At 64.4% G+C, this 21380-nt stretch carries 10 protein-coding genes; 2 read left to right on the top strand and 8 right to left on the bottom strand.

Going from position 1 to position 21380, the window contains the following annotated elements:
• Positions 1–17 precede the first annotated feature (17 nt).
• The 4 genes from VFZ66_05610 to VFZ66_05595 all read right to left on the bottom strand — a co-directional run bounded on the left by VFZ66_05610 (position 18) and on the right by VFZ66_05595 (position 5577).
• On the bottom strand, positions 18–1865 hold the full coding sequence (locus VFZ66_05610) for an ABC transporter ATP-binding protein (GenBank protein ID HEX6288645.1): 1848 nt from the start codon (positions 1863–1865) through the stop codon (positions 18–20).
• The gene (locus VFZ66_05605; GenBank protein ID HEX6288644.1) at positions 1862–3604 is read right to left on the bottom strand and encodes an ABC transporter ATP-binding protein; all 1743 of its coding nucleotides are present in this window, start codon (positions 3602–3604) and stop codon (positions 1862–1864) included. The genes VFZ66_05610 and VFZ66_05605 overlap by 4 nt, the downstream gene beginning before the upstream one ends.
• Positions 3605–3709: 105 nt before the next feature.
• The gene (locus tag VFZ66_05600; protein ID HEX6288643.1) at positions 3710–4843 is read right to left on the bottom strand and encodes a glycosyltransferase family 9 protein; all 1134 of its coding nucleotides are present in this window, start codon (positions 4841–4843) and stop codon (positions 3710–3712) included.
• A gap of 95 nt (positions 4844–4938) precedes the next feature.
• On the bottom strand, positions 4939–5577 hold the full coding sequence (locus VFZ66_05595) for a histidine phosphatase family protein (protein HEX6288642.1): 639 nt from the start codon (positions 5575–5577) through the stop codon (positions 4939–4941).
• A gap of 501 nt (positions 5578–6078) precedes the next feature.
• Between VFZ66_05595 and VFZ66_05590 the strand changes: the two genes are divergently transcribed.
• On the top strand, positions 6079–7365 hold the full coding sequence (locus VFZ66_05590) for a radical SAM protein (GenBank protein ID HEX6288641.1): 1287 nt from the start codon (positions 6079–6081) through the stop codon (positions 7363–7365).
• A gap of 257 nt (positions 7366–7622) precedes the next feature.
• Here the strand turns inward: VFZ66_05590 and VFZ66_05585 are convergent, their stop codons facing one another.
• Positions 7623–8585 (bottom strand): decaprenyl-phosphate phosphoribosyltransferase, encoded by a 963-nt coding sequence (locus VFZ66_05585; protein ID HEX6288640.1) that lies wholly within the window; start codon positions 8583–8585, stop codon positions 7623–7625.
• A 359-nt stretch (positions 8586–8944) separates the two neighbouring features.
• Between VFZ66_05585 and glgP the strand changes: the two genes are divergently transcribed.
• Positions 8945–11494: an alpha-glucan family phosphorylase gene (gene glgP / locus VFZ66_05580; GenBank protein HEX6288639.1), complete on the top strand. Its 2550-nt coding sequence runs from the start codon at positions 8945–8947 to the stop codon at positions 11492–11494.
• A gap of 151 nt (positions 11495–11645) precedes the next feature.
• Here glgP and VFZ66_05575 read toward each other — a convergent pair whose 3' ends face one another.
• From VFZ66_05575 to VFZ66_05565, 3 genes are all read right to left on the bottom strand, one after another.
• The gene (locus VFZ66_05575; GenBank protein ID HEX6288638.1) at positions 11646–13715 is read right to left on the bottom strand and encodes a non-ribosomal peptide synthetase; all 2070 of its coding nucleotides are present in this window, start codon (positions 13713–13715) and stop codon (positions 11646–11648) included.
• Positions 13716–13763: 48 nt separating this feature from the next.
• A complete protein-coding gene (locus tag VFZ66_05570; GenBank protein ID HEX6288637.1) occupies positions 13764–16268 on the bottom strand; it encodes a penicillin acylase family protein in 2505 nt (834 codons plus the stop codon).
• 12 nt (positions 16269–16280) lie between these two features.
• A partial coding sequence (locus tag VFZ66_05565) for an amino acid adenylation domain-containing protein (protein HEX6288636.1) occupies positions 16281–21380 on the bottom strand: 5100 nt, incomplete at its 5' end.

The following is a 21380-nucleotide window of genomic DNA, read 5'->3' as shown; positions in this document are numbered from 1 at the left end:
GGGGCCGCGCCCCGTGGTTACGACGAGCCAGGCTGTGGATCGGCCTCCTCCGGCGGCGCTGGCGCTGGCTCGTTCTCGCCTCGCCAGAGCCGCTGCATCTCCTCGGATGTTTTCAGCAAGCCTTCAAGCGTGCCTGTCGCCGCGACGCGCCCATCTTTGAGCACAATAATCTGCGTGGCGCGTTGGAGCACCTGCCGCCGGTGTGAGGCGACCAGGCAGGTTTTATCGCCGCGCGCAAAGAGCTGATTCCATAGGGCCTGCTCCGTCTCGACATCGAGCGCGCTGGAAAGATCGTCGAAGATCAGCAGCTCAGGATCGCGGACGAACATACGGGCCGCTGCCGTACGCTGCCCTTGCCCGCCGGAGAGCTTGACGCCGCGCGTGCCGATCATCGTGTCTAGGCCGTGCTCCAGCGTGGCGACATCACGATCAAGCACCGCAAGCTGCGTCGCCTCCGCCAGCCGCACGCGGTCTTCGGGCAGGCCCAGCAAGATGTTGTCTTTGAGCGTGTCGCTGAAGAGATGCGGCACCTGGGGGGTGTACGCGCTGCGCGGCGGCACAAAGAAGGCCGCCGGATCGGCTACGTCCTGTCCGTTCCAGCGGATCTGGCCGCGCTCTTTGGGCAGCAGGCCGAGCAGCACGCGCAGGCAGGTCGTTTTGCCGGAGCCGACACGTCCGGTGATCACGGTCAGCGAGCCGCGCTTGAGCCGAATGTCGATGCCTTCGATGCCGCGTCCGGTGTCGGGATAGTGATACGTTAGATCGGTCGCCTCAAGATGATCGAGGAGATCGGCGCTGGTTTTTACGGGATGGATCAGCGCCGGAGGCTCAGGGCCGCGCAGGTAGAGCGGCTTGGGCGCGACAAGCTGCTTCAGAGACGCGCCGTGCATCAGGCTCAGCAGGCGCTCGAACGAGACGCCCGTGCGAATGTACTGCGTGCGGAAATTGCCGATGAACTGAACCGAGCCGGTCACGATGCCAAGGTAGGCGCTGAAAAGCGCAAGATCGCCCGCGCGGAAGGGATCGGAGCGGATCGTCAGCGCGACCATCAGCAGCAGCAGGCCGGTCCCGATCGCCGTCGAGCTGCCCATGAAGGCGTTGACGGTGTTGTTGAGCACGGCGTCGCGAATATCCATCGTCATGCGCCGGTCGTTGAGCGCGTCGAAGTGCTTGACGACACGCGCCTCCGCGCCCGCGACCTGGATCGCCTGCACTGCGCCGAAGATCTCGCCGATCGCGCCCGTCACCTGGCTGGTCGCCTCGCGGCTGGCCTGGCGGTAGGTGTGCAGCCGGGTCTTGGCCTTCTCGGCAATCGCGATGATGCAGGCCAGCGGAATGAAGACGCAGAGCGTGATCAGCACATTGACCTGGAGCAGGATCACAAACGCGACGATCGCAAAGACGATGTTGGCGACCATGTTGTTGAGCGGAGAAAAGAGGATAAACGCGGCCCATACGTCGTCGCGAAAGTTGCTGATCGCGGCTCCGGTGGAGCCTGGCAGGGCTTGCGCGCCCGGACGCTGGAGGATGCGCTCCAGAAGGTTGTATTGCAGCAGCTTGACGATCGAAAACTCGGCGTCGGCGAAGCTCATTCTGCCGATCGACCGCAGCACGGCGATGATCACGTTGATCCCGAAGTACTGCGCCAGCAGCGTCAGCAGCACGACGCTGAAGCTAAGCTGCCGCGATCCCGTCGCTGTCTCAAGCTGATTGAAAAACGATTGCTGGACCAGGCCCAGCAGGATCACGAAGGCTTTTTCCAGAAACGGCGTCAGCGCCAGGAGGATGAAGATGATCGGCTTGTGGCGGATAAACTGCCACAGCCCGTAGAATGGGTAGCGCTGCTTGCGATCAGCCGTGGTCATGCCATCACCTCCTCCAGCCCGACTCGCAGCAGCGCCACAAAGCGCGAGCCGGGATCATCCGCCAGGGCCGCCCGCCGACCATATTCGAGGATCTGGCCGTCCTCGATGATCAGAATGCTGTCCGCGCGCTGGATTGTGGCGAGCCGGTGCGCGATGATGATCGCGCTGCGGTTGTGCAGTAATGTGCCGATCGCCTGCTCGATCAGGTGCTCCGTCGCGGGGTCGAGCCTGGATGATGCCTCGTCGAGGATCACCAGGCTGGGATCGGCCAGGAAGACGCGGGTAAACGCTAAGAGCTGCGCCTGTCCGGCGGACAAGCCGCCGCCCGCCGTGAGGATCGTGTCCAGGCCGTCGGCCAGCGAGCGATACCAGGGCATCAGCCCAACGTCGTCCAGCGTAGCAAGGATCTGCGCGTCGCCGATCGCCGGATCGAAGAAGGTCAGATTGTCGCGCACGCTGGCGTGGAAGAGCTGAACGTTTTGCGTCACCAGTCCGATCCGTTTGCGCAGGTCGCGCAGCGCCGCCTGGCGCAGGGGCAGATCGCCGATGCGGATCTCGCCCTCCTGCGGATCGTAGAGCCGAAACAGCAGGTGCGCGATCGTCGTTTTGCCGCTGCCGGTTCGACCGAGCAGCCCCAGCACCTCGCCCGGCTGCACGTGGAAGCTAACATCGCGCAGGACCGGCTCGTCGGCAACATAGCCAAAGGTGACGCGCTCGAATGCTACCGCCAGCGGGCCTTCCGGCAGCGGCTTGCCAGCGCCATCGGTCACGGCGCTGCGGGTAGCAAGCAACTGCTCGACGCGGCGCAGCGATGCCTCGGCCTGCTGGAGATCGTAGAGCTGCGAGCGGATCTGCTGAATCGGCTGCGTGATCTGGTTGGCGTAGGCGAACATCAGATAGACCACGCCCAGCGAGATCGCGCCCGTGCTCCAGAGATACGCTCCCAGCGCCAGCACCAGGATGATGCCACATCCGAACAGGAAGTACGATCCCACGTACAGCAGACAGCCGAGCGAGTTTGCCTTCCACATCACGGGATACCACTGGCTCGATAGCTGGAGGAATCGTCGCAGCGTATAGGCGGTCGCGTCGTTGGCGCGAAGATCCTCGGTGCCCGCCAGCCGCTCGCTCAAGAAGCCGAAAAACGTGGCGCTCATCCGGCGCTGCTGCTCCCACACCGGCACGGACAGGCGGCGCAGGTAAGTCAGGAAGGCAAAGACCAGCATCACGTAGAGCGTCATGGCGATCCCGACAAACCACGAGATGCCGAAGAAGAGCGTGAGCACCACCAGCAGGACGATCGCGTTGCTCAAGACGTTGATCACAAAGAGCGAGAAGAAGTTGGAGAGCTGCGTCACATCGCCGTCGATGCGCTCGATCATCTCGCCGGGCGTTACCGACGTGTGATAGCGCATGTCGAGCGAGAGACAGTGCGCCACCAGATCGCGGCGCAGGCTGTTGGTTGCGGTCCAGGCTACTCTGGCGCTGACATAGCTGGCAAGCACCGACGCGAACTGGTTGAAGATGGCGATGACCAGAAAGAGCAGCGCCATCGTCAGCAGATACGAGAATGCGCCGTCAGCAGCAGCGGCGTCGATGAAACGGCTGAGGATTTGAGGATTATAAACTTGCAGCCCAATGTTGGCGAGGATCAGACAGGCCATCACGACGAGCTTGACCCACTGCGGTTTGAGGTAGGTCGCGAATAAGGACAGGTACCGTCTTAGTGGGATGCGCATGCGCCACTCCTGCTAGTGCGCCGACAGGCCGGGCGGGTGCCCTTTGGGCAAAGGAACAAAGGAACAAGGAAACAAAAGAACAAAAGAAGAACAACGAGCAACGTTTTATATAGATCCACGCAGCATATCTGCCGCCGCGTCGATCACCGACGCTGCCGACAGTGTAGTCAGGCAATCGCGGGTTGCACATCCCTCTCTGCTACCAACGTCGTGTCCACGCAGGTAACACGGCATACAGGGTAGCTCCTGCCGCACGATCCTGCTGCGCGTGGGATCATCCGGCGTGTATGGGTGCCATGCACGATGGTTGGTCGGGCCGAAGATGCCGACGGTCGGGGTGTTGACGGCTGTGGCGAGATGCATCAGGCCCGAATCGTTGCCGACGAGCAGATCGCACTGCGCGATGATCGCTGCCGTGAGCAGAATATGCTCGCGGCCCGACAGGCTGGAGCATGACATGGCCGATCGCATCATCTGCGCAACCTGGGAGCGCAGATCGGCCTCTTCGGGGCCGCCCAGCAGCAGGAGTTGCCCCCCGAACTGCTTGTAGAGCGCGTCCGCCACCTGTGCGAACCGCTCCGGCATCCAGCGCCGCGCGATCACCCGTGGATCGCAGCCTGGATGCATCGCAATGATTGGCCGACGAGCGCTCAAGCTGCACATGAACTCGCGCGCCTGATCGTGATATTCGGCGGGCACCGGAAAGAACAGTCCTCGTTCGCGGACCAACGCCCCGGCAGCTTCGACGACGCCTATGCAATACTCCGCCTGATGCAGCGCGCCGAATCCGGCGTCTGGCACTCGCACGTTGAGAAAATCGCCATGCCCGTTGTCGAGGCCGATGCGCCATGTCGCGCCAGTGATACGCACGAGCATGTGCAGCAGTTGAATACGCGCTGCCGGGAAAAGATGCTCAAGGATCAGCACGGCATCGTATCGCCCGGCGCGCAAGCGACGCACCAGATCGATCGAGATTTGTGTGTGCGGCGGAGTGTCCTGATCGGGTTGCAGTACCAGATGAGCGGGTAGCACGATGATGTCGTCGAGCAGATTCAGCCGCTCAAGGACCTGTTTGGCAAGCGTACTCTGCGCAACGAGATCGATGCGCGCCTGCGGGTATGCCTGACGCAGCGCCCGCAGCGCCGGTGTGGTCAGCACGTAGTCGCCGATGCCGCCAAACTTAACGACCAGCAGCCGAGTATTCCGGTTGAGATTGATGACTGGGAAGCTAGAATCCATTGATCACGACCTTCGATCGCCAGTTTCAAGTTTCAAGTTTCGAGTTCTGTAATCTCGTCCTTGCTCCTTTGTTCCTTTGTTGGTTTATTCTCTGTTCAGGCCGATGCCTGTCGCGCAAAGCGCAGCAAATGTGATATATCGCCGCAGCGCTCAAGCTGCCAGGCTTCACCGTCGCAATCCAGCCGCGTCACGCTGCACAGCCCGATATTCAGCGTAGTTTCGGCAGCTCCCGTCAGCGCGGCGATCGTCGCGGCGATCACATGCCCGTGGCCCACAACCACGATATTGCCGTCGAGACGCGCAAGGATGCCCTGGATCGCGGTGGCTGCCCGGCGCTGCATCTGCTCCCAGGTTTCGGGATAGATCGGCGCGAGCGCCGGTACGTAATGCGGATCGATCTCGGCGAAGCGGGCGGCACGCTCGTGCGGCTGAGCGATCTGCGGGTCGGCATCCATCCAGGCAGGATTGAGCCACTCGCCGATGCCCGGCTCGACCGATAGCGGCAGGTGGAGCGCCTCGGCGATGTAGTGCGCGGTTTCCAGCGCCCGCAGATAGGGCGAGGCGATGATGTGGGCGATCGGCTCGTTTTTGAGGCGGCGGGCCAGCACTCGCGCCTGGACAATGCCCTGTGCCGAGAGGTGCGGATCGTGCCGGTTGTCGGTATCGCCGTACCACTGCGGCTGCTCCATGTCGATCCGATGCCCGTGGCGGCATAAGAATAACGAGCGCGTCATACGATCGGGCGGAGAAGATTCCGTGTGCGCCATCGCGTACCCTCACATACTGGAAGCTGGGAATATGAACCCTGAAACAAGGTCTGGATGCAGCGCGCGTCGATTGGATCTGCCGATCACAGCAGATCCATGCGGCGGCGTTACACGACGGGAACCGATAGGGCTATCTTACAACGCCGTCCTTTTTTTTGCTACTTTTTAACCATCGGCGAATGTCCTAATCAACGGTATCGCAAGCGGCTAAAGCAAGTTGGGTCATCGCTTGCTTGACGCGCGTCAGAGGCGTGTGCTACTATCCGGCACGATATGATTTAAACGACTTTAAATCATCGCGCTGCTCGATCCACGCCTCTAGCACAGTCGTAGCCATTCCTATCGATGGGTATCGTTGCTCTTAAGCCCGCTCACGCTGCCCGAAGCGACCTTCAATGCCGCGTATGGCTGCTGCTTTGAAATACCCGCGACGATAAACATACCATCGACCAGCGAGGGAGTCCGCCGATGAAGATCCTGTTCTGCGTGACGAAGTCGGACCTGAAAACGCCTTTTCTGCAACAGCCCGTAGAGGTGCTGTACACCGGCACGATCTTGCAGCAGATGGGGCATGACGTTGCGGTCTGGGATGTGCGCGTTGGCTCGATGACCGAGCCGGAGCTGAGCCAGCACTCCCCCGATCTCGTCTTTTTAGTGACGCAGACCTACGACCTCAGCCAGTGCTACGCGCTGACGCTCAACGGAGCGAAAGATACCGTGCAACTGCTCCGCGCGGCGCTGCCGGGCGTTCCGATCGTCACCGTGGGCATGCACGGCAGCATCGAGACAGCCGTTACAAGCCGTACCCTGGATACGGATCTGACGCTGCCGGGCGAGCTTGAGTCGGCGATCCCCTGGCTCGTGGAGCACTACCAGAACGATCCCCACTTTTTGGCGCGACCCTTGGCGGCAGACGCGGTTCCACTCCAGGTCGATCCGGCCACGCTGCCGGTGCCGAACTACTCGCTGATCGATGTGGAAGCGTATCGCGGCGAGGTGATCGATCGGGAAAGTCAGCGGATCCGCTACGACAAGGCCGGTCTGATCTTTGCGAATCGCGGCTGTCCCTACACCTGCGCCTATTGCTTTGTCTGGTTTGGCAGAAAGATTCGCTACCGTCCCGTCGCGCTGATCATCGAGGAACTGCGGCAGCAGGCTGCTCACGGCGTGCGTCATTTTTTCTTCCTCGACTACACCTTCACGCTGGATAAGCAGTGGGTCCGGCAGCTCTGTACGGCGCTGAAAGCTGCCGAGCTGGAGGTTAGCTGGATCTGCCAGACGCGCTGCGAACGTGTCGATCGGGAATTGCTTCAGGAGATGAAAGATGCCGGATGCGCGGGGATTTTCTATGGCGTCGAGTCGCCCTGGATCTCGCAGACGCATATGGTCAAGCCAACGCCGCGCGAGGTGATCGACCGGGTGATCCGCGAGACGAACGAGGTTGGGATTCGCTGCTTCCTCTTTATTTTGCTCGGCCTGGAGAACCAAGATCCGGCGATTGCGCGCCAGCTTCTCGATTGGCTGTCGGAGGTTCCGGCGACCTTTCACTATAGCCTGCTGCTGCCGCGACCGCATACCACGCTCTGGGACATGCACGCGCCTGCGGACATCCGCATCACCTCATGGGAGGACTTTGCCGCCGTCTCACAGTCGATCGGGCAGCAGCATTACTGGTGCTCGGACCTGGAAGAGTTCCAGGCTTCTGTCCAGAGCTTACCGAACTACGTGGTCAAAGCCTCAGCGCATACCGTTTAGGGCGCTGCGCCTATTCATCGATCCGTAGCCCCATGCTGCGCCGGGTGTCCTCTTGGTAGGGCACCCGTTTTGTCTTTGCGGGCAGCAGGTTAAAACGTGTAGCGGTGTGACGAACAAGATATTGACTCTCCCCCAAGCGCCAATATATCGTTATCACACCGCTACACACGGATGCACATCTCGATTGTATGGCTCGTGCTTAAGCGTAGGCTGAACAAAAGCTGAGAAAATAGTAAGAAATAGTAAATGCCCTGGCCTTAGCCTTGCTGGCCGGAGACGAGCAGGATTGTGACGACGAGCAGGCCCCAGGCGACAATCGAGATCAGGAACGGACGATCGCGGAAGAGCAGATCGGCGGGCTCGCCGCCCTCGCCCTTCTGGATGATCAGGTAGAGGTAGCGAAACATCGCGTAGACCACAAACGGGATCGTCAGCATCAGGAACGGATACGGCTCTTTCGGCACCGAGGGCGCGGTAAACGTCGCCATGCTGTAGGCGATGATCGTACAGGCGACATCGATCGTCAGCAGGTGCTCAAGGAACTGCGGCGAGTACTCCTGCAAGATCCGGCGATGCTCGCCCGCGCCGTTTTCGAGCACCTGAAGCTCGTTCCGGCGCTTGCCCAGGCCCAGGAACAAGGCCAGAAACAGAACACACATTAGCCACCACGAGGTGATCGTCACCGAGAGGATCGCGGCACCGCCGAGCGCGCGCAAGACGAAGCCAGCCGCAATCGCAAACAGGTCGATGATCACGATGTGCTTGAGCACGAATGTATAGCCGACTTGCAGCGCAAAATAGAGCAGCAGAATCAGACTAAACCAGATCCAGCCCCAGTCGGTGGGCGTTGCGCTGAACGCCGCGCCGACAGCGACCAGCAGGCTGCCGAGCGATAAGGCCGCGGCGACGATCCGCGCGACGGTCGGCGAGAGCTTGCCCGAAGCGAGCGGACGCAGGCGCTTGCGAGGATGCTGTCGATCGCGCTCAATGTCGGCGAGATCGTTGATCAGATAGACCGAGCTTGAGATCAGGCAGAAGAGCGCAAACGCCGCGAAGGCTTTGACCAGCGCGCCTGCATTAGTGAAAAGATGCTGCTCGGCAAAGACGATACCTGCGAACACGAAGGCGTTTTTGACCCACTGTTTTGGCCGCATCGCCCTGAGCAGGTGTTTGATCGTTGCGGTTGCGGATGTTTGTGGAATGACCGTCGGTTGGTTCACGCTGTCTGTCCTATACGTCCTCTTCTGTCGGCGGATGCTGCAAAACGCCGCGCAATCATAAGTCTGGCGCTGGCACCACGAAGCATTGTACCTGAGGCCCAGCGGGATGGCAACGAGCGGGGCGCTGAGCGGTCTGCACCGCGCTTCAGCCGTGAGCTATGCCGCCTGCGCGATCAAGCCGCGCGCCGTGTCGTACAGATCCGCAACGTGGAGTATAATGCAGCCGCATCGTCGACGATGCATCCATGTTTTTTGAAAGCACATTCTTGCGGCTCGCCGTTGCGCCACCTGTGCGATCGATGGCGAGCCGCGTCTTTATCGATTGCGGGAAACCAAGACCCTGTTGAAAGGATGGCTGTGTGAACATTCTAGGCCGTGTTGCCGTTTTTCCGACGCTGCCGAAGCGCATTAGTCGGCTCTATGATCTGGCGTATAACCTCTGGTGGTCGTGGACGCCTGAGGCCCGCTCGTTGTATGCCGATCTCGATCCGGCACTATGGCGCAAGGTCAACCATAATCCCGTGCGCATGCTGGCCGAGGTCGAGCCGACGAAGCTGGAGGCGGTCGCCGACGATCAGGGCTATCTGGCGCGCTTCGACGCGGTGCTGGCCGAGTTCGACGCCTACATGAGCCGCAAGGATACCTGGTTCCAGACGACCTATCCCCAGCGCAGGCACACGCTGATCGCCTATTTTTCGGCAGAGTTCGGCCTGCACGAGTCGCTGCCGATCTACTCCGGCGGCCTGGGCGTGCTCGCGGGCGATCACATCAAAGAGGCCAGCGATCTGGGCCTGCCCTTTGTGGGCATCGGCTTTTTGTATCCGCAGGGATATTTTACCCAGCGCATCACGCGCGACGGCACGCAGGAGGCGTACTACGATAAGCTGTCGTTTGCCAGCGTCGCGGCGACGCCTGCGGTCGGGCAGGACGGCAAAGAGATCGAGGTGCATGTCGATCTGCCGGGACGCCGTGTGTACGCCAAGGTCTGGAAGCTCCAGATCGGGCGCGTGGCGCTCTACCTGATGGATACGGACGTGCCCGGCAACGCGCCCGGCGATCGTGAGCTTTCGGCGCGGCTGTACGGCGGCGATCACGAGCTGCGGATCTCGCAGGAGATCGTGCTGGGCATCGGCGGTCTGCGCGTGGTGCGCGCGCTGGGCTTGCAGCCGTCGGTCTTCCACATGAACGACTCGCATCCGGTCTTTCTGGTGCTGGAGCGGGTGCGCGAGCTGGTGCAGCAGGATGGCCTCTCGTTCGACGTGGCGCGCGAGGTTGTTCGCGCCAGCACGGTCTTCACCACGCACACGCCCGTACCGGCAGGCAACGAGGTCTTCGGCTACGATCTGATCGATAAGTACTTTAGCGGCTACTGGCCGCAGCTTGGCCTGAGCCGCGATCAGTTTCACGAGCTGGCGCGGCAGATCATGCCCTGGGGCTCGGTCTTCTCGATGACCATCCTGGCGCTGCGCTTCTCGTCGCTGCATAACGGCGTGAGCAAGCTGCACGGCGCTGTGGCGCGCCGGATGTGGCATTTCCTCTGGGCCGGTATTACCGAGGACGAGGTGCCGATCACGCATATCACCAACGGCGTGCATATCCCGACGTGGCTCGCGCCTGAGATGCGCGATCTCTATACGCGCTACCTCCAGGCGGATTGGCAGGATCGCCGCAGCAATCCAGCAACCTGGCAGGCGGTTGCGGGCATTCCCGATGCCGAGCTGTGGGCCGCGCACAACGCCCGCAAGCAGTATCTCTTCTCGTATATGCGGGCGCATCTGCGCAAACATCGCACGCGCCTGGGCGAAGGTCCCAACGCGCTGGCTGAGACTGAGACGATCGGCAATCCCGACGCGCTGACGATCGGCTTTGCGCGGCGGTTCGCCACCTACAAGCGCGCGACGCTGATCTTCCGCGATCGTGAACGGCTGCACCGCCTGCTCAACAATCCCGACCGACCGGTGCAGATCATCTTTGCGGGCAAGGCACACCCCGCCGATCAGCCGGGCAAAGAGCTGATCAAAGAGATCTATACGCTCTCGCGCAGCCCTGAGTTTGCCGGGAGGATCCTCTTTCTTGAGAACTACGATATGGACATGGCGCGCTACCTTGTGTCGGGCTGCGATCTCTGGCTCAATAATCCCATCCGACCGCATGAGGCCAGCGGTACCAGCGGCATGAAGGCGGCGCTCAACGGCCTGCCCAACTGCTCGATCCTCGACGGCTGGTGGGCCGAGGGCTACAACGGCACCAACGGCTGGGCAATCGGCGAGGAGCGCGAGTACCAGGATCTTGAGACGCAGAACGAGGCCGATGCCGCCGATCTCTACAACAAATTGGAGCAGGAGATCATCCCGACGTTCTTCAAGCGCGATGCCGATGGCGTGCCTCATGCCTGGATTCAGGTGATGAAGGCGGCGATCACAACCTGCGCGCCGCAGTTCTCGATGACCCGACAGGTGGAGGAGTACGCTAATCTGCTCTATATCCCGACCACCGAGCGCAACAAGGATTTTTCCAGCACCGGCTACGAGAAGGCGCGGACGCTGGCAAGCTGGAAGCATCATGTGACTGCGCACTGGCACGAGGTGACGCTGCGGGTGCAGGGTCCGCAGGAGACACAGCTTGGTATCGGTGATCAGGTGGCCGTGACAGCGGCGATCACGCTGGGCGCGCTCCGTCCGGAAGATGTCACGGTGGAGCTGGTCGTTGGGCGCGACGAGGACTGGGAGGTGCTCGAAACCGGCTCGGTCGAGCTGGCGCGAACCGGTCAGACCGTCACAGGAACGTACACCTACACCGGCAGCATTGCCGCCCAGCACGGCGGTAGCCTGGTCTATGGCGTGCGGGTTGTGCCCGCGCACCCCGATCTAGCCACGAAGTACGAGCTTGGCCTGATTCGCTGGGCGTAGGCGGGGGCGAACGAACAGGGGTCGTCAGGCCGGGGCGGGTGGCCCTCATCTCGCTTCTTCCTCCAGCCTCATATCGCGACCCCCGCCGGGGAAAGACTGCGGGGGTCGCTTGTCGAGCGGCTGGTCGGCATGGCGGCACACGCATGCCCGATCACTGCGAGCGCTTCTGCTGGAGCGTCTGCTTGAGATCGGCGGTGGACATGCCTTTGATCCGTATCAGAAGCTGGGCAACCTTCTCGGCATGGCCCGGCGTCGCCTCGTTCGCGCGGATGATCTGCGCCAATCCGGCGATCGTCGGCGACTCGAAGAGCTGACCGACGGGCAGCTCAACGCGCAACACCTGCTGCACGCGCGTGGCGATCTGCGTCGCCAGCAGCGAGTGGCCGCCTAGCTCAAAGAAGCTGTCGAAGACGCCGACCCGCTCGACTCCCAGCACCTCGATCCAGAACTGACCGAGCACCTCCTCAAGCGCGGTGCGCGGCGCGACGATCTGCCGGTCCGGCAGGCGTTGGCTCTGCTCCGGCGCGGGCAGCGCGTTACGATCGATCTTGCCGTTGACCGTCAGCGGCAGCGCATCGAGGAAGACGAACGCGCTCGGCACCATGTAGGCGGGCAGCCGCTCCCCCAGGAACTCGCTGAGGTCCTGGGGCGCACACGGACCAGAGATCAAAGAACCAGAGTGATCTGAATCGGCTGGGTTGTTCCGTTGTGTGCCCACAGGGCGCCCGTTCTGTTGTTCTACCACATACGCTACCAGCCGTTTCTGCGGGTGCCCGCCTGCGGGCGGCTGATCCTCGCGCACGACGGCGACGGCCTCATGCACGGCGGGATGCTGCACAAGCACGGCTTCGATCTCGCCCAGCTCGATGCGATACCCGCGCAGCTTGACCTGTCCGTCGATCCGGCCAAGAAATTCGAGGTTGCCGTCGCTGCGGTAGCGCACGAGATCGCCGGTCTTGTACAGCCGCGCGCCGGGTGTTGCGCTGAACGGATCGGGCACGAAGCGCTCGGCGGTCAGCGCGGGAGCGTTCAGGTAGCCGCGCGCCACACCAACCCCGCCGATATACAGCTCGCCCACGACGCCAGGGGGCTGCTGCTGGAGCTGCCGATCCAGAACATACACCTGGGTGTTGCTGATCGGGCGCCCGATCGGCGGGAGGCCGCGCGCTTGCGGATCGGCGGAATCCGAGGTGTAGGTCGCGACCGTGGCGACGACGGTCGTCTCAGTCGGGCCGTAGTTGTTGACGACCTCGCAGCGCACGCGCGGATCGGGATACTGCCGCAGTTGGTCGCCGCCGGTCAGCAGCGTCCGCAGCGCCTCCCAGGGATCGCCCGGCTCCGACCAGGGCTGCTGCATCAGCGCCTCGGCCATGGGCGTTGGCGCAAACATGCGCGTGAGCGCGTGGACATGGAGCCACTTCAGCAGACGCGCCGGGTTGAGACGCGTCTCGTCATCGGGCAGGTAGAGCGTCGCGCCCGCCGTGAGGTACGGCCACAGCTCAAGCACCAGCGCGTCGAAGCCCAGGCCCGCTACCAGCCCGGCCCGGTCGTCCGACGTGATCTGGCAGCTCTGCTGATGCCAGAAGACCAGATTGAGCAGCCCGGCCTGCGTCACCTGCACCCCCTTGGGCGTGCCGGTCGAGCCGGAGGTGTAGATGATATAGGCCAGGTTGTCGGGCTGCGTCCGGCTGGCGGGCGGCAGCTTGCTGGCGGCGGCAAGTCGGGCCGCGTCGGCGTCGAGGCGGATCACGGCGCTGCCGCCGGGTAGCCGCTCCGAGAGCGCCTGCTCGGTCAGCAGCACGGGCGCTCCGGTGTCGGCGAGCATGAAGCGCAGCCGCTCATCGGGCAAGGCCGGGTCGAGCGGCACGTACGCGCCGCCTGCCTTGATCACGGCGAGCAGGGCGATCACGAACTCAAACGAGCGCCGGAGGCAGACCGCGACCGGCACATCCGGCCCGACTCCAAGAGTCTGGAGCGAATGAGCAAGCTGAGTGGCACGCTCGTCGAGCGCCTGGTAGGTAAGCCGCTGCTCCTGCCCGTCGCTCCCGGCGCGTACGAGCGCTACATGATCGGGCGTGCGCGCCGCCTGCGCGGCGAACAGCTCGGCCACCGAGCGGTCGCGGGGATAGTCCTGAGCCGTCGCGTTCCAGCGTTCGAGCGCCTGTCGCTCAGCCGCCGTCAGCGGCGGCGCGTCGGATGAGTTGGCAAGATAATCCATCATAGCTCAGTTTCGAGATTCGAGTCCTTTGAACTCGAAACCCTGATTAGGCTACGGCTCCAGCCGCAGCAGCGCTTGCTGGTCGCGGTCCACGACCTCACGATCGAGGCGCAGCGAGCGATAGCGTACGGCGTGCCAGTCGTCGAGATAGTCGTCGTAGTGCGGCGAGAGCGGGTTGCCCGACTGTCCGATCGCGATGATAAAGCGGTCGTTCTGGGTGCTGCTCAGGTCGACAAGCTGGCGATAGCTGGCGCTCTGGAACTGATCGAAGTTGGCCTCCAGCGCCGGATTGCCGATATTGACCGTGCCCCAGGTGCCGCCGTGACCGATCCGCCGATCCAGAAGCGACTCGAGCACCGGCGTGGCGGTGAAGGGCTGATGCCCGAAGACGACGCTGTGAACGCGATCCCAGCGCCACGTGCTGAGATCATTGCCCATCTTCTGCGTAAGATGCTGTATAGCGGCGCTCAGCGCCTCATTCACGACGGCGGCGCAATCTTCGCGCGGCTGGGTCTTCGCGTTATCGCACCAGGGATTGTCGCGCTCGCGCAGCGTGCTGGCGACGAACGTGCCGACGTAGTTCTCGATACCGCCGCGCCAGCGTCTGCCGAGACGCGGCCCAAGCTCGTCCTCGACCAGCGTGCGCGGCAGCGGATCGATCCAGGCGGCAAAGATCGCGGCGGCGGCGCTATCGCCGCGCATGTCGTAGTTCCAGTCGCGGAGCAGCGCGATAGCCTGCCGCTCCTGCTCGGTCTTGGGCGTCGCCAGCTTGAGCAGCTCCGGTAGCGTCTGCCGCGCCATGATCGAGACGGTATCGCCCTGCATGGTCGCGAAGTCGTCGAGGCTGAACGTGTCTTTGCTCGTGATCAGCTCCATGATCCGCTCGGCGCGGTAGGGGATCAGCCAGCCACGGCCCAGGAAGTAGGGATAGCTTCGATCGAAGGGGCGATTATTGGCCGTGACGATGAAATGCTCAGGCGGGTTGTAGCTGTGCGGCAGCTCCTCGAAGGGCACCCAGCCGGTCCACTCATAGGCTCCCGACCAGCCCTCGACCGGGATCGACGCGGTATCGCGCATGCGAGTTGGCAGGCGGCCCGGCAGGTAGAAGCCGATATTGCCCTCGGTATCGGCGTAGATGAAGTTCTGCGAGGGGCCGTCGTAGTCGCGCAGCGCATCCTGAAACGCCTCCCAGTTTTGCGCGCGGTTGAGCTTGAGAAACGCGCCGACGGTCTTATCGCCCTCCATCAGGCCGATCCACTGCATCGCCAGCGGCTCCAGCGGTGGGAGCTGCGACTCAAGCGAGCCGGGGCGGCGGTTGGCGACGATCGCGTCGGAGAGCAGCGGGCCGTGACGAGTGATGCGCACGGGCACCTGCACATCGGCCCCGCCCTTGACCTTGATCGTCTCGGTGATGATCGTCATCGGCTCCATCTGGCCCTGAAACTCGGCCATCGTCCCGGTCGAGTCGAGGCGCTCGCGGAAGAAATCGACACTATCGACGTGATTGCTGCTCATGCCCCAGGCGATCGTGCGGTTGCGACCGACGACGACGGCGGGCAGGCCGGGGATCGTCGCGCCGATCACATCCATATCGCCGCCGGAGAGATGCGCCAGATACCAGCGCGATGGCATTGTGGCCGCCAGATGCGGATCGTTCGCCAGCAGCGGCTTGCCGGTGAAGCTTTTGGCACCGGAGACGACCCAGTTGTTCGAGCCGACGCCGTAGCGCTGCGCGTCGTCAAGCTGCAACAGGGCGCGCGTCTGCTCGTCGAGCGCGATCAGCGCCTCGTAGTTTCCGCTGCGCAATGCCTCGCCGGATAGCTCTCTGGTCGCCAGGCTCTCGCGCCACGATTGCTGCGCGGCATGCGGCGGCTGTCCGCTCGGCGAGAGGATGCTCAGCCCATCGGGCGCGTAGTCGGGGATGAGCTGCGCCGCACGCTCCGGCCCGACCTCGTCGATCAGGCTGGAGCGGAATAGCTCGTCTTCGATGCCCGCGCCGCCGAGCGCCCACGACAGCAGCTTGGCCCACAGCATCACATCCGCGCCGGTCCATGGCTCCGGCCTGTGGCCCATCGCGATAAACTCAGGCGGCAGCGTGCCACCGCCGTCGATCAGCGCGTTGATCCCGGCGACATAGGCGCTCACGTCAACTTTGATGTCTTCGGGCAGATCCTCCCAGGCGCTCTGCGCGGCCCGGTGCATCCCGGTCGCGCGGGTAAAGCGGTCGGCGGTGATCGTCGAGTCGCCCAGGATCTCCGAGAGACGGCCCTGGCCGCTGCGGCGGTAGAACTCCATCTGCCACAGCCGATCTTGCGCGTGGACAAAGCCCAGCCCAAAGAGCGCATCCTGTCGACTCTGGGCGTAGATATGCGGCACCGCGTCGCGGTCGCGCCGGATCTCGACGGGCGCGCTCAGCCCCGGCACCTTGACGACGCCGTGTACCTGCGGCAGCGAGCGCCGGACGTAGAAGTAGCCGCCCGCGCCCGTGGCAAGCACCACGATCAGCAGGATCAGCACAATCCAGCCCAGAATCTTTCCCAGCCGTCGTATGAGCATCGGTGTACTCCTTTATACAGGGAGCTGTGTTGCAGCGTGTGCTTCGGTTGCGGAATCCATACCGGCAATCACTCGGTCCAGCTCGGCTCTGAGCCGCCGGGCCATCTGATCCGGGTCGCGCATCATCGAGTAGTGGTTGCCGGGCACATTGTCGATGATCAGGCCGCCAGCGGCGACAGCGCTCCAGTCGGCCTCGCGCTTCTCCTGCAAGCCCGGCTGCGATTCTTCGGCCAGCAGCAGCAGGATCGACTCTGGGTAGACCTGCGGGACGTAGCTATGTGCCGCCGTGACGCTGGTACGGAAGATCGCCAGGTAGCGCCGCATCTGCGGCAGGCCGATGTCGGCGGGCAGCAGCTCCATGTGCCGGATGCGATCCAGCAGGTAGGCGAGCTGCTCCTCCTGATCACGGCCCTCCAGCTCTTCGGCGGTCAGGCCCAGCTCTTTGCCGAAGATCCCGCCGAGGCCCCAGGCCAGATTCAGGATCTCCTCGGTCGGCGTCAGCGCGGCCTGGATCGGCGGGTCGAGGCTGCTGTCGAGCAGCGCCAGCAGCGCAACTTCCTCGCCTTGCCGTAGAAGCTGCTGCGCCATCTCGAAGGCGACTACGCCGCCGAAGGACCAGCCGCTCAGCAGGTAGGGGCCGTGTGGCTGGACCGCGCGGATCGCCGCGAGGTAATCGGTTGCCATCGCCTCGATCGACATCGGCGGCGGCTCGTCCTGCTCCAGGCCGCGCGCCTGAAGGCCGTAGCATGGCTGATCGAGGCCGATCTCCTGCGCCATCTTGACGTAACACAGCACATGCCCGCCGATCGGATGGACGCAGAAGAGCGGCGGTCGGCTGCCGCCGGGCTGGATCGCCACCAGCGGCGACCACTCCTGCTCGGCTGGCTGCTGCCGGAGCATCGCAGCAATCTGCGCGACGCTCGACGCGCCAATCAGCGACGCGACCTGGATGCGTCGGCCAAGCTCCTGTTCGATCCGCGCCACCAGCCGCACGGCCAGCAGCGAGTCGCCGCCGCGCTTGAAGAAGTCGTCGTCGACGCCGACCGGCCCGCTCTGGAGTAGCTCCTGCCACAGCCGCGCCACGTCCAGCTCCCAGCGGTCGCGCGGCGCGACCCAGTCGACATCGGGCAGGGCGGCCTCAGGCTCCGGCAGCGCCGTGCGATCGAGCTTGCCGCTGGGTGTCACCGGTAGCGCGTCGAGCACCACGAACGCCGACGGGATCATATAGCCCGGCAGCCTTGCCTCCAGGAACTGCCGCAGTTCCGAGGTCAAGGTTTCGAGGTTCGAGGTTCGAGTTCCAAGTTCCAGGTTCCAAGTTTCAGGTTCCTGGTTCTCGTTTTGTTCGTTGTGTGCCCAGAGGGCGCCCGTTCTTTGTTCTTCTACCACGTACGCTACCAGCCGCTGCGCGTCGTGGCCGGCGTTGCGCACCACGACCACGCACTGGCAGACGGAAGGATGCTGCCGGAGCACGGCCTCGATCTCGCCCAGCTCGATGCGGAAGCCCCGCAGCTTGATCTGATCGTCGCGCCGCCTGAGATAGTCGAGCGAGCCGTCGGGCAGCCAGCGCGCGAGATCGCCTGTGCGATAGAGCCGCGCGCCACCCTGAGGGTACCCGGCCTCACTGAAGGGATGCGGCACGAAGCGCTCCGCCGTCAGGTCGGGCCGGTGGTGGTAGCCCCGCGCCAGCCCCAGACCGCCGATCAAGACCTCGCCGGGAACGCCCAGGGGCACCGGCTGGAGTTGATCGTCGAGCACAAACACCTGCGTGTTGTCGATCGGACGCCCGATCGGTGGGCGCTGGCTGCTGTCGAGAACCTCGGCCATCGTCGCGCAGACCGTCGTCTCGGTGGGGCCGTAGGCGTTGATCAAGCGTCGTCCGGGCCGCTCCCAGCGGGCCAGCACGTCGGGCGGGCAAGCCTCACCGGCCACGGCGATCGTGCGCAGCGCCGGAAGCTCCGCGATCGGCATGGCTGCCAGCGCCGAAGGCGGCAGCGTAACGACATCGATCGCGTGCCGATCCATCAGATCGAGCAGGCCGGGGCCGGGCAGCAGCGTCTCGCGCGGCGCGAGGTACAGGGCCGCGCCCGCCAGCAGCGCCATGCAGATCTCGGAGACAGCCGCGTCGAAGCTCAGCGCGGCAAACTGCAAGACCCGGCTGTCGGGCCGGACATCGAAGGCGGCGATCTGCGCCTGGGCCAGGTTGCCGATGCCCCGGTGCGGCACGAGCACGCCCTTGGGCTGTCCCGTCGAGCCGGAGGTGTAGATCATGTACGCGAGCTGCTCCGGCAGCACTCGCGCTGCCGGGCCGCGCATTTCGGCGGCCTCGATCATCGGCCAGTCGGCGTCGAGGCACAGCACGTGAGATCGAGCCGGATCAAGCTCCGTAAGCTGCTGCGTGAGCTGCTGCCGCGTCAGCACGATCGAAACGTCGGCATCGGTGAGCATAAACCGCAGCCGCTCGGCGGGGTAGGTCGGATCAAGCGGGACGTACGCGCCGCCCGACTTGAGCACGCCCAGGATTGCGACAATCAGCTCCGGCGATCGATCCAGATATAGGCCGATACGCATCTCCGGCCTGACGCCGTGCGCTTGCAGCTCGTGCGCCAGCCGATCGGCGCGCCGGTCTAGCTCGGCGTAGCTCAGCCGCTCGGTCGCATCGCCATCGACAAAGACCACGGCGGTCGCTTCGGGTGTCTGCGCGGCCTGGGCGGCAAACAGCTCGTGGACGCAGCGCTCCTGCGAGGGCGCGGCGGTCGTGCTCCAATCGACCAGCAGGTAGCGGCGCTCGGCCTCCGTCAGCAGATCGATCGTCTCGTAGCGCGCCAGCGGCTCGCGGGCCATCGCCGCCAGGGTGCGAGCGTAATAGCCGCCGTAGGCGTCGACCTGGGCTGACCGCAGCAGCGTCGGGTCGTAGTCCAGCGCGAGCTGAAGCTCTCCTGTCGCCGGGTCCTGGGAGAAGTGCGCGGCGAGCGGAAAGTTCGTGCGCGCTATCGCGGTGCCGCCGATGCCCTCGATCGCATCATCCGCCTCCAGCGACTGAAGCACATGGAAGTGAACGAAGTTGAAGGCCGTCTCGAAGAGCGGCTGCCCGCCGAGCTGCTGCTGAAGCCGGGCCAGCGGATAGCGGCGATAGGGCAGCGCATCGCGCTCAGCGGCGAAGGTCGCGCGGACCAGATCGGACCATGTGCCGCCCGCGAGATTGAGCCGCAGCGGGATCGTGTTCAAGAACATGCCGAGCGTACGGTCGCTACGCTCAGTCTCAGGCCGCCCGTTGATCACAAGGCCGGTCACGATGTCGGTCTGGTCGCCGAGCAGACTCAGCACGCGCAGATGCGCCGCGAGCAGCACGCTCTTGAACGGCACATTGGTCGTCTGCGCCAGCCGCCGTAGCCCGTCCACGACCTCAGGCGGAATGTCTAGCTCTGCCCGCGAGGCGGCCTGCTCCGCCTCCGGCTGCGGTGGCCCCCAGCGCGGCACGGTCGTGAGCGTGCTGCCGTCCAGCCGGGCGCGCCAGTAGTCGAGCTGCGCCGGATCGTTGAGCGCCTGCTGCTCCAGCGCCACGAAGTCGGCGAAGCTCTGGCCGGGCGCTGGCAGCGATTGTACGCTGCGGCCCAGCGCGGCGCGGTAAAGCTGAAACAGCTCGCCGATCAGCAGCGCGACGCTCCAGCCGTCCAACACCGCGTGGTGGCAACTGAGCGTAAGCTGGAAGGTCGCGTCGGTGCGGCGATGGAGCGCAACGCGCAGCAGCGGCGCGTGGGTCCAATCGAAGGGCGTGTGCTGCTCGACCGCCAGCCACTCGGCCAGTGCGGCCTCCTGCGCCGAAGGATCGAGCGCGCGCAGATCGTCGATCGTCAGCGGCACCTCAGCGTGTGCGTGGACCAACTGAAGCGGCTGCTCGAAGCGGCTCAGATCGAACGAGGTGCGCAGCACCGCATGGCGCGCGCTCAGCGAATCGAGCGCGCTGTGCAGCGCCGCCGGATCGTAGGGCGCGCGCAGGTGGAAGCTGAAGCAATCGTGGTAGAGCGCGGCCTCAGGACTGGCAGCGCTGTGAAAGAGCATGCCGCTCTGAAGCGTCGCCAGCGGGTAGGCGATCTCGACATCCGGCGGCAGCTTCTCGCGGTCGGCGGGACTGAGCTGATCGAATGACGCGAGCTGCGGCGACGGGAGGGCGTTGGGAGTGATCATCTCGGCCAGCTCGGCGATCGTCTGGTGCTCGAACATCTGCTGGATCGTGATGCCGATGCCACGGGCGCGGGCGGCAGCGACGACCTGAAGGCTACGGATCGAGTCGCCGCCCAGGCCGAAGAAGTTGTCGTACACGCCGACGCGCTCGATGCCCAGTACCTCCGCCCAGGCAGCCGCCAGCGCCTCCTCGGTCGGCGTGCGCGGCGCGACCAGCGCCGTGCCCAGCTCCGGGCGGCTCTGATCGGGTTCCGGTAGCGCGCGCCGGTCGATCTTGCCGTTGGTGGTCAGCGGAAAGGCGTCGAGCCAGATAAAGGCGCTCGGCACCATGTAGTCCGGCAGCGTCGTCTTCAGGAAGCTGCGGAGATCCACGTTCACCGTTCCACGTTGCGAGGTTGGAGTTTCGCGTGCTGCGTTTGGAGGTTCGGGTGCTTGGTGCTCCCGGTGTTCTTGGTTCGTTTGTTCCGGTGTTCCTGTGTTCCCCGGTTCTCCCACCAGATACGCCACCAGCCGCTGCTCGCCCTGTCCATCCGCTCGCGCCAGCACCAGCACCTCGCGGATCGCCGGATGCTGCGCCAGCGCCGCCTCGATCTCGCCCAGCTCGATGCGAAAGCCGCGCACCTTGACCTGCTGGTCGATCCGCCCCAGGTAGTGCAGATCGCCATTCGGCAGATACCGCGCCAGATCCCCGCTGCGATACAGCCGCCCCCCCGCGTGACCGCTGAGCGCATCCGGCACGAACCGCGCCGCCGTCAAGTCGGGCCGCCCCAGGTAGCCCCGCGCCACCCCCGCCCCGCCCACGTAGATCTCGCCCGGCACCCCGATCGGCACCGGCTGCATCCCGGCATCCAGCACATACACCGCCAGGTCGCGCAGCGGCGCGCCGATCACGCTCGGTGCCGCGCCCGCGAGGTCGCCCTGCCGCAGCGC

The sequence above is a fragment of the Herpetosiphonaceae bacterium genome (genome assembly GCA_036374795.1).
GTDB lineage: Bacteria > Chloroflexota > Chloroflexia > Chloroflexales > Kallotenuaceae > LB3-1.
This window is presented reverse-complemented; position numbering and strand designations above follow the sequence as displayed.

Bases quoted from the DNA above. Each gene is read 5' to 3' on its own strand.
- VFZ66_05600 (HEX6288643.1), bottom strand. From the start codon at position 4,843: ATGGATTCTAGCTTCCCAGTCATCAATCTCAACCGGAATACTCGGCTG.
- VFZ66_05605 (HEX6288644.1), bottom strand. From the start codon at position 3,604: ATGCGCATCCCACTAAGACGGTACCTGTCCTTATTCGCGACCTACCTC.
- VFZ66_05590 (HEX6288641.1), top strand. From the start codon at position 6,079: ATGAAGATCCTGTTCTGCGTGACGAAGTCGGACCTGAAAACGCCTTTT.
- VFZ66_05610 (HEX6288645.1), bottom strand. From the start codon at position 1,865: ATGACCACGGCTGATCGCAAGCAGCGCTACCCATTCTACGGGCTGTGG.
- VFZ66_05575 (HEX6288638.1), bottom strand. From the start codon at position 13,715: ATGATGGATTATCTTGCCAACTCATCCGACGCGCCGCCGCTGACGGCG.
- VFZ66_05570 (HEX6288637.1), bottom strand. From the start codon at position 16,268: ATGCTCATACGACGGCTGGGAAAGATTCTGGGCTGGATTGTGCTGATC.
- VFZ66_05595 (HEX6288642.1), bottom strand. From the start codon at position 5,577: ATGACGCGCTCGTTATTCTTATGCCGCCACGGGCATCGGATCGACATG.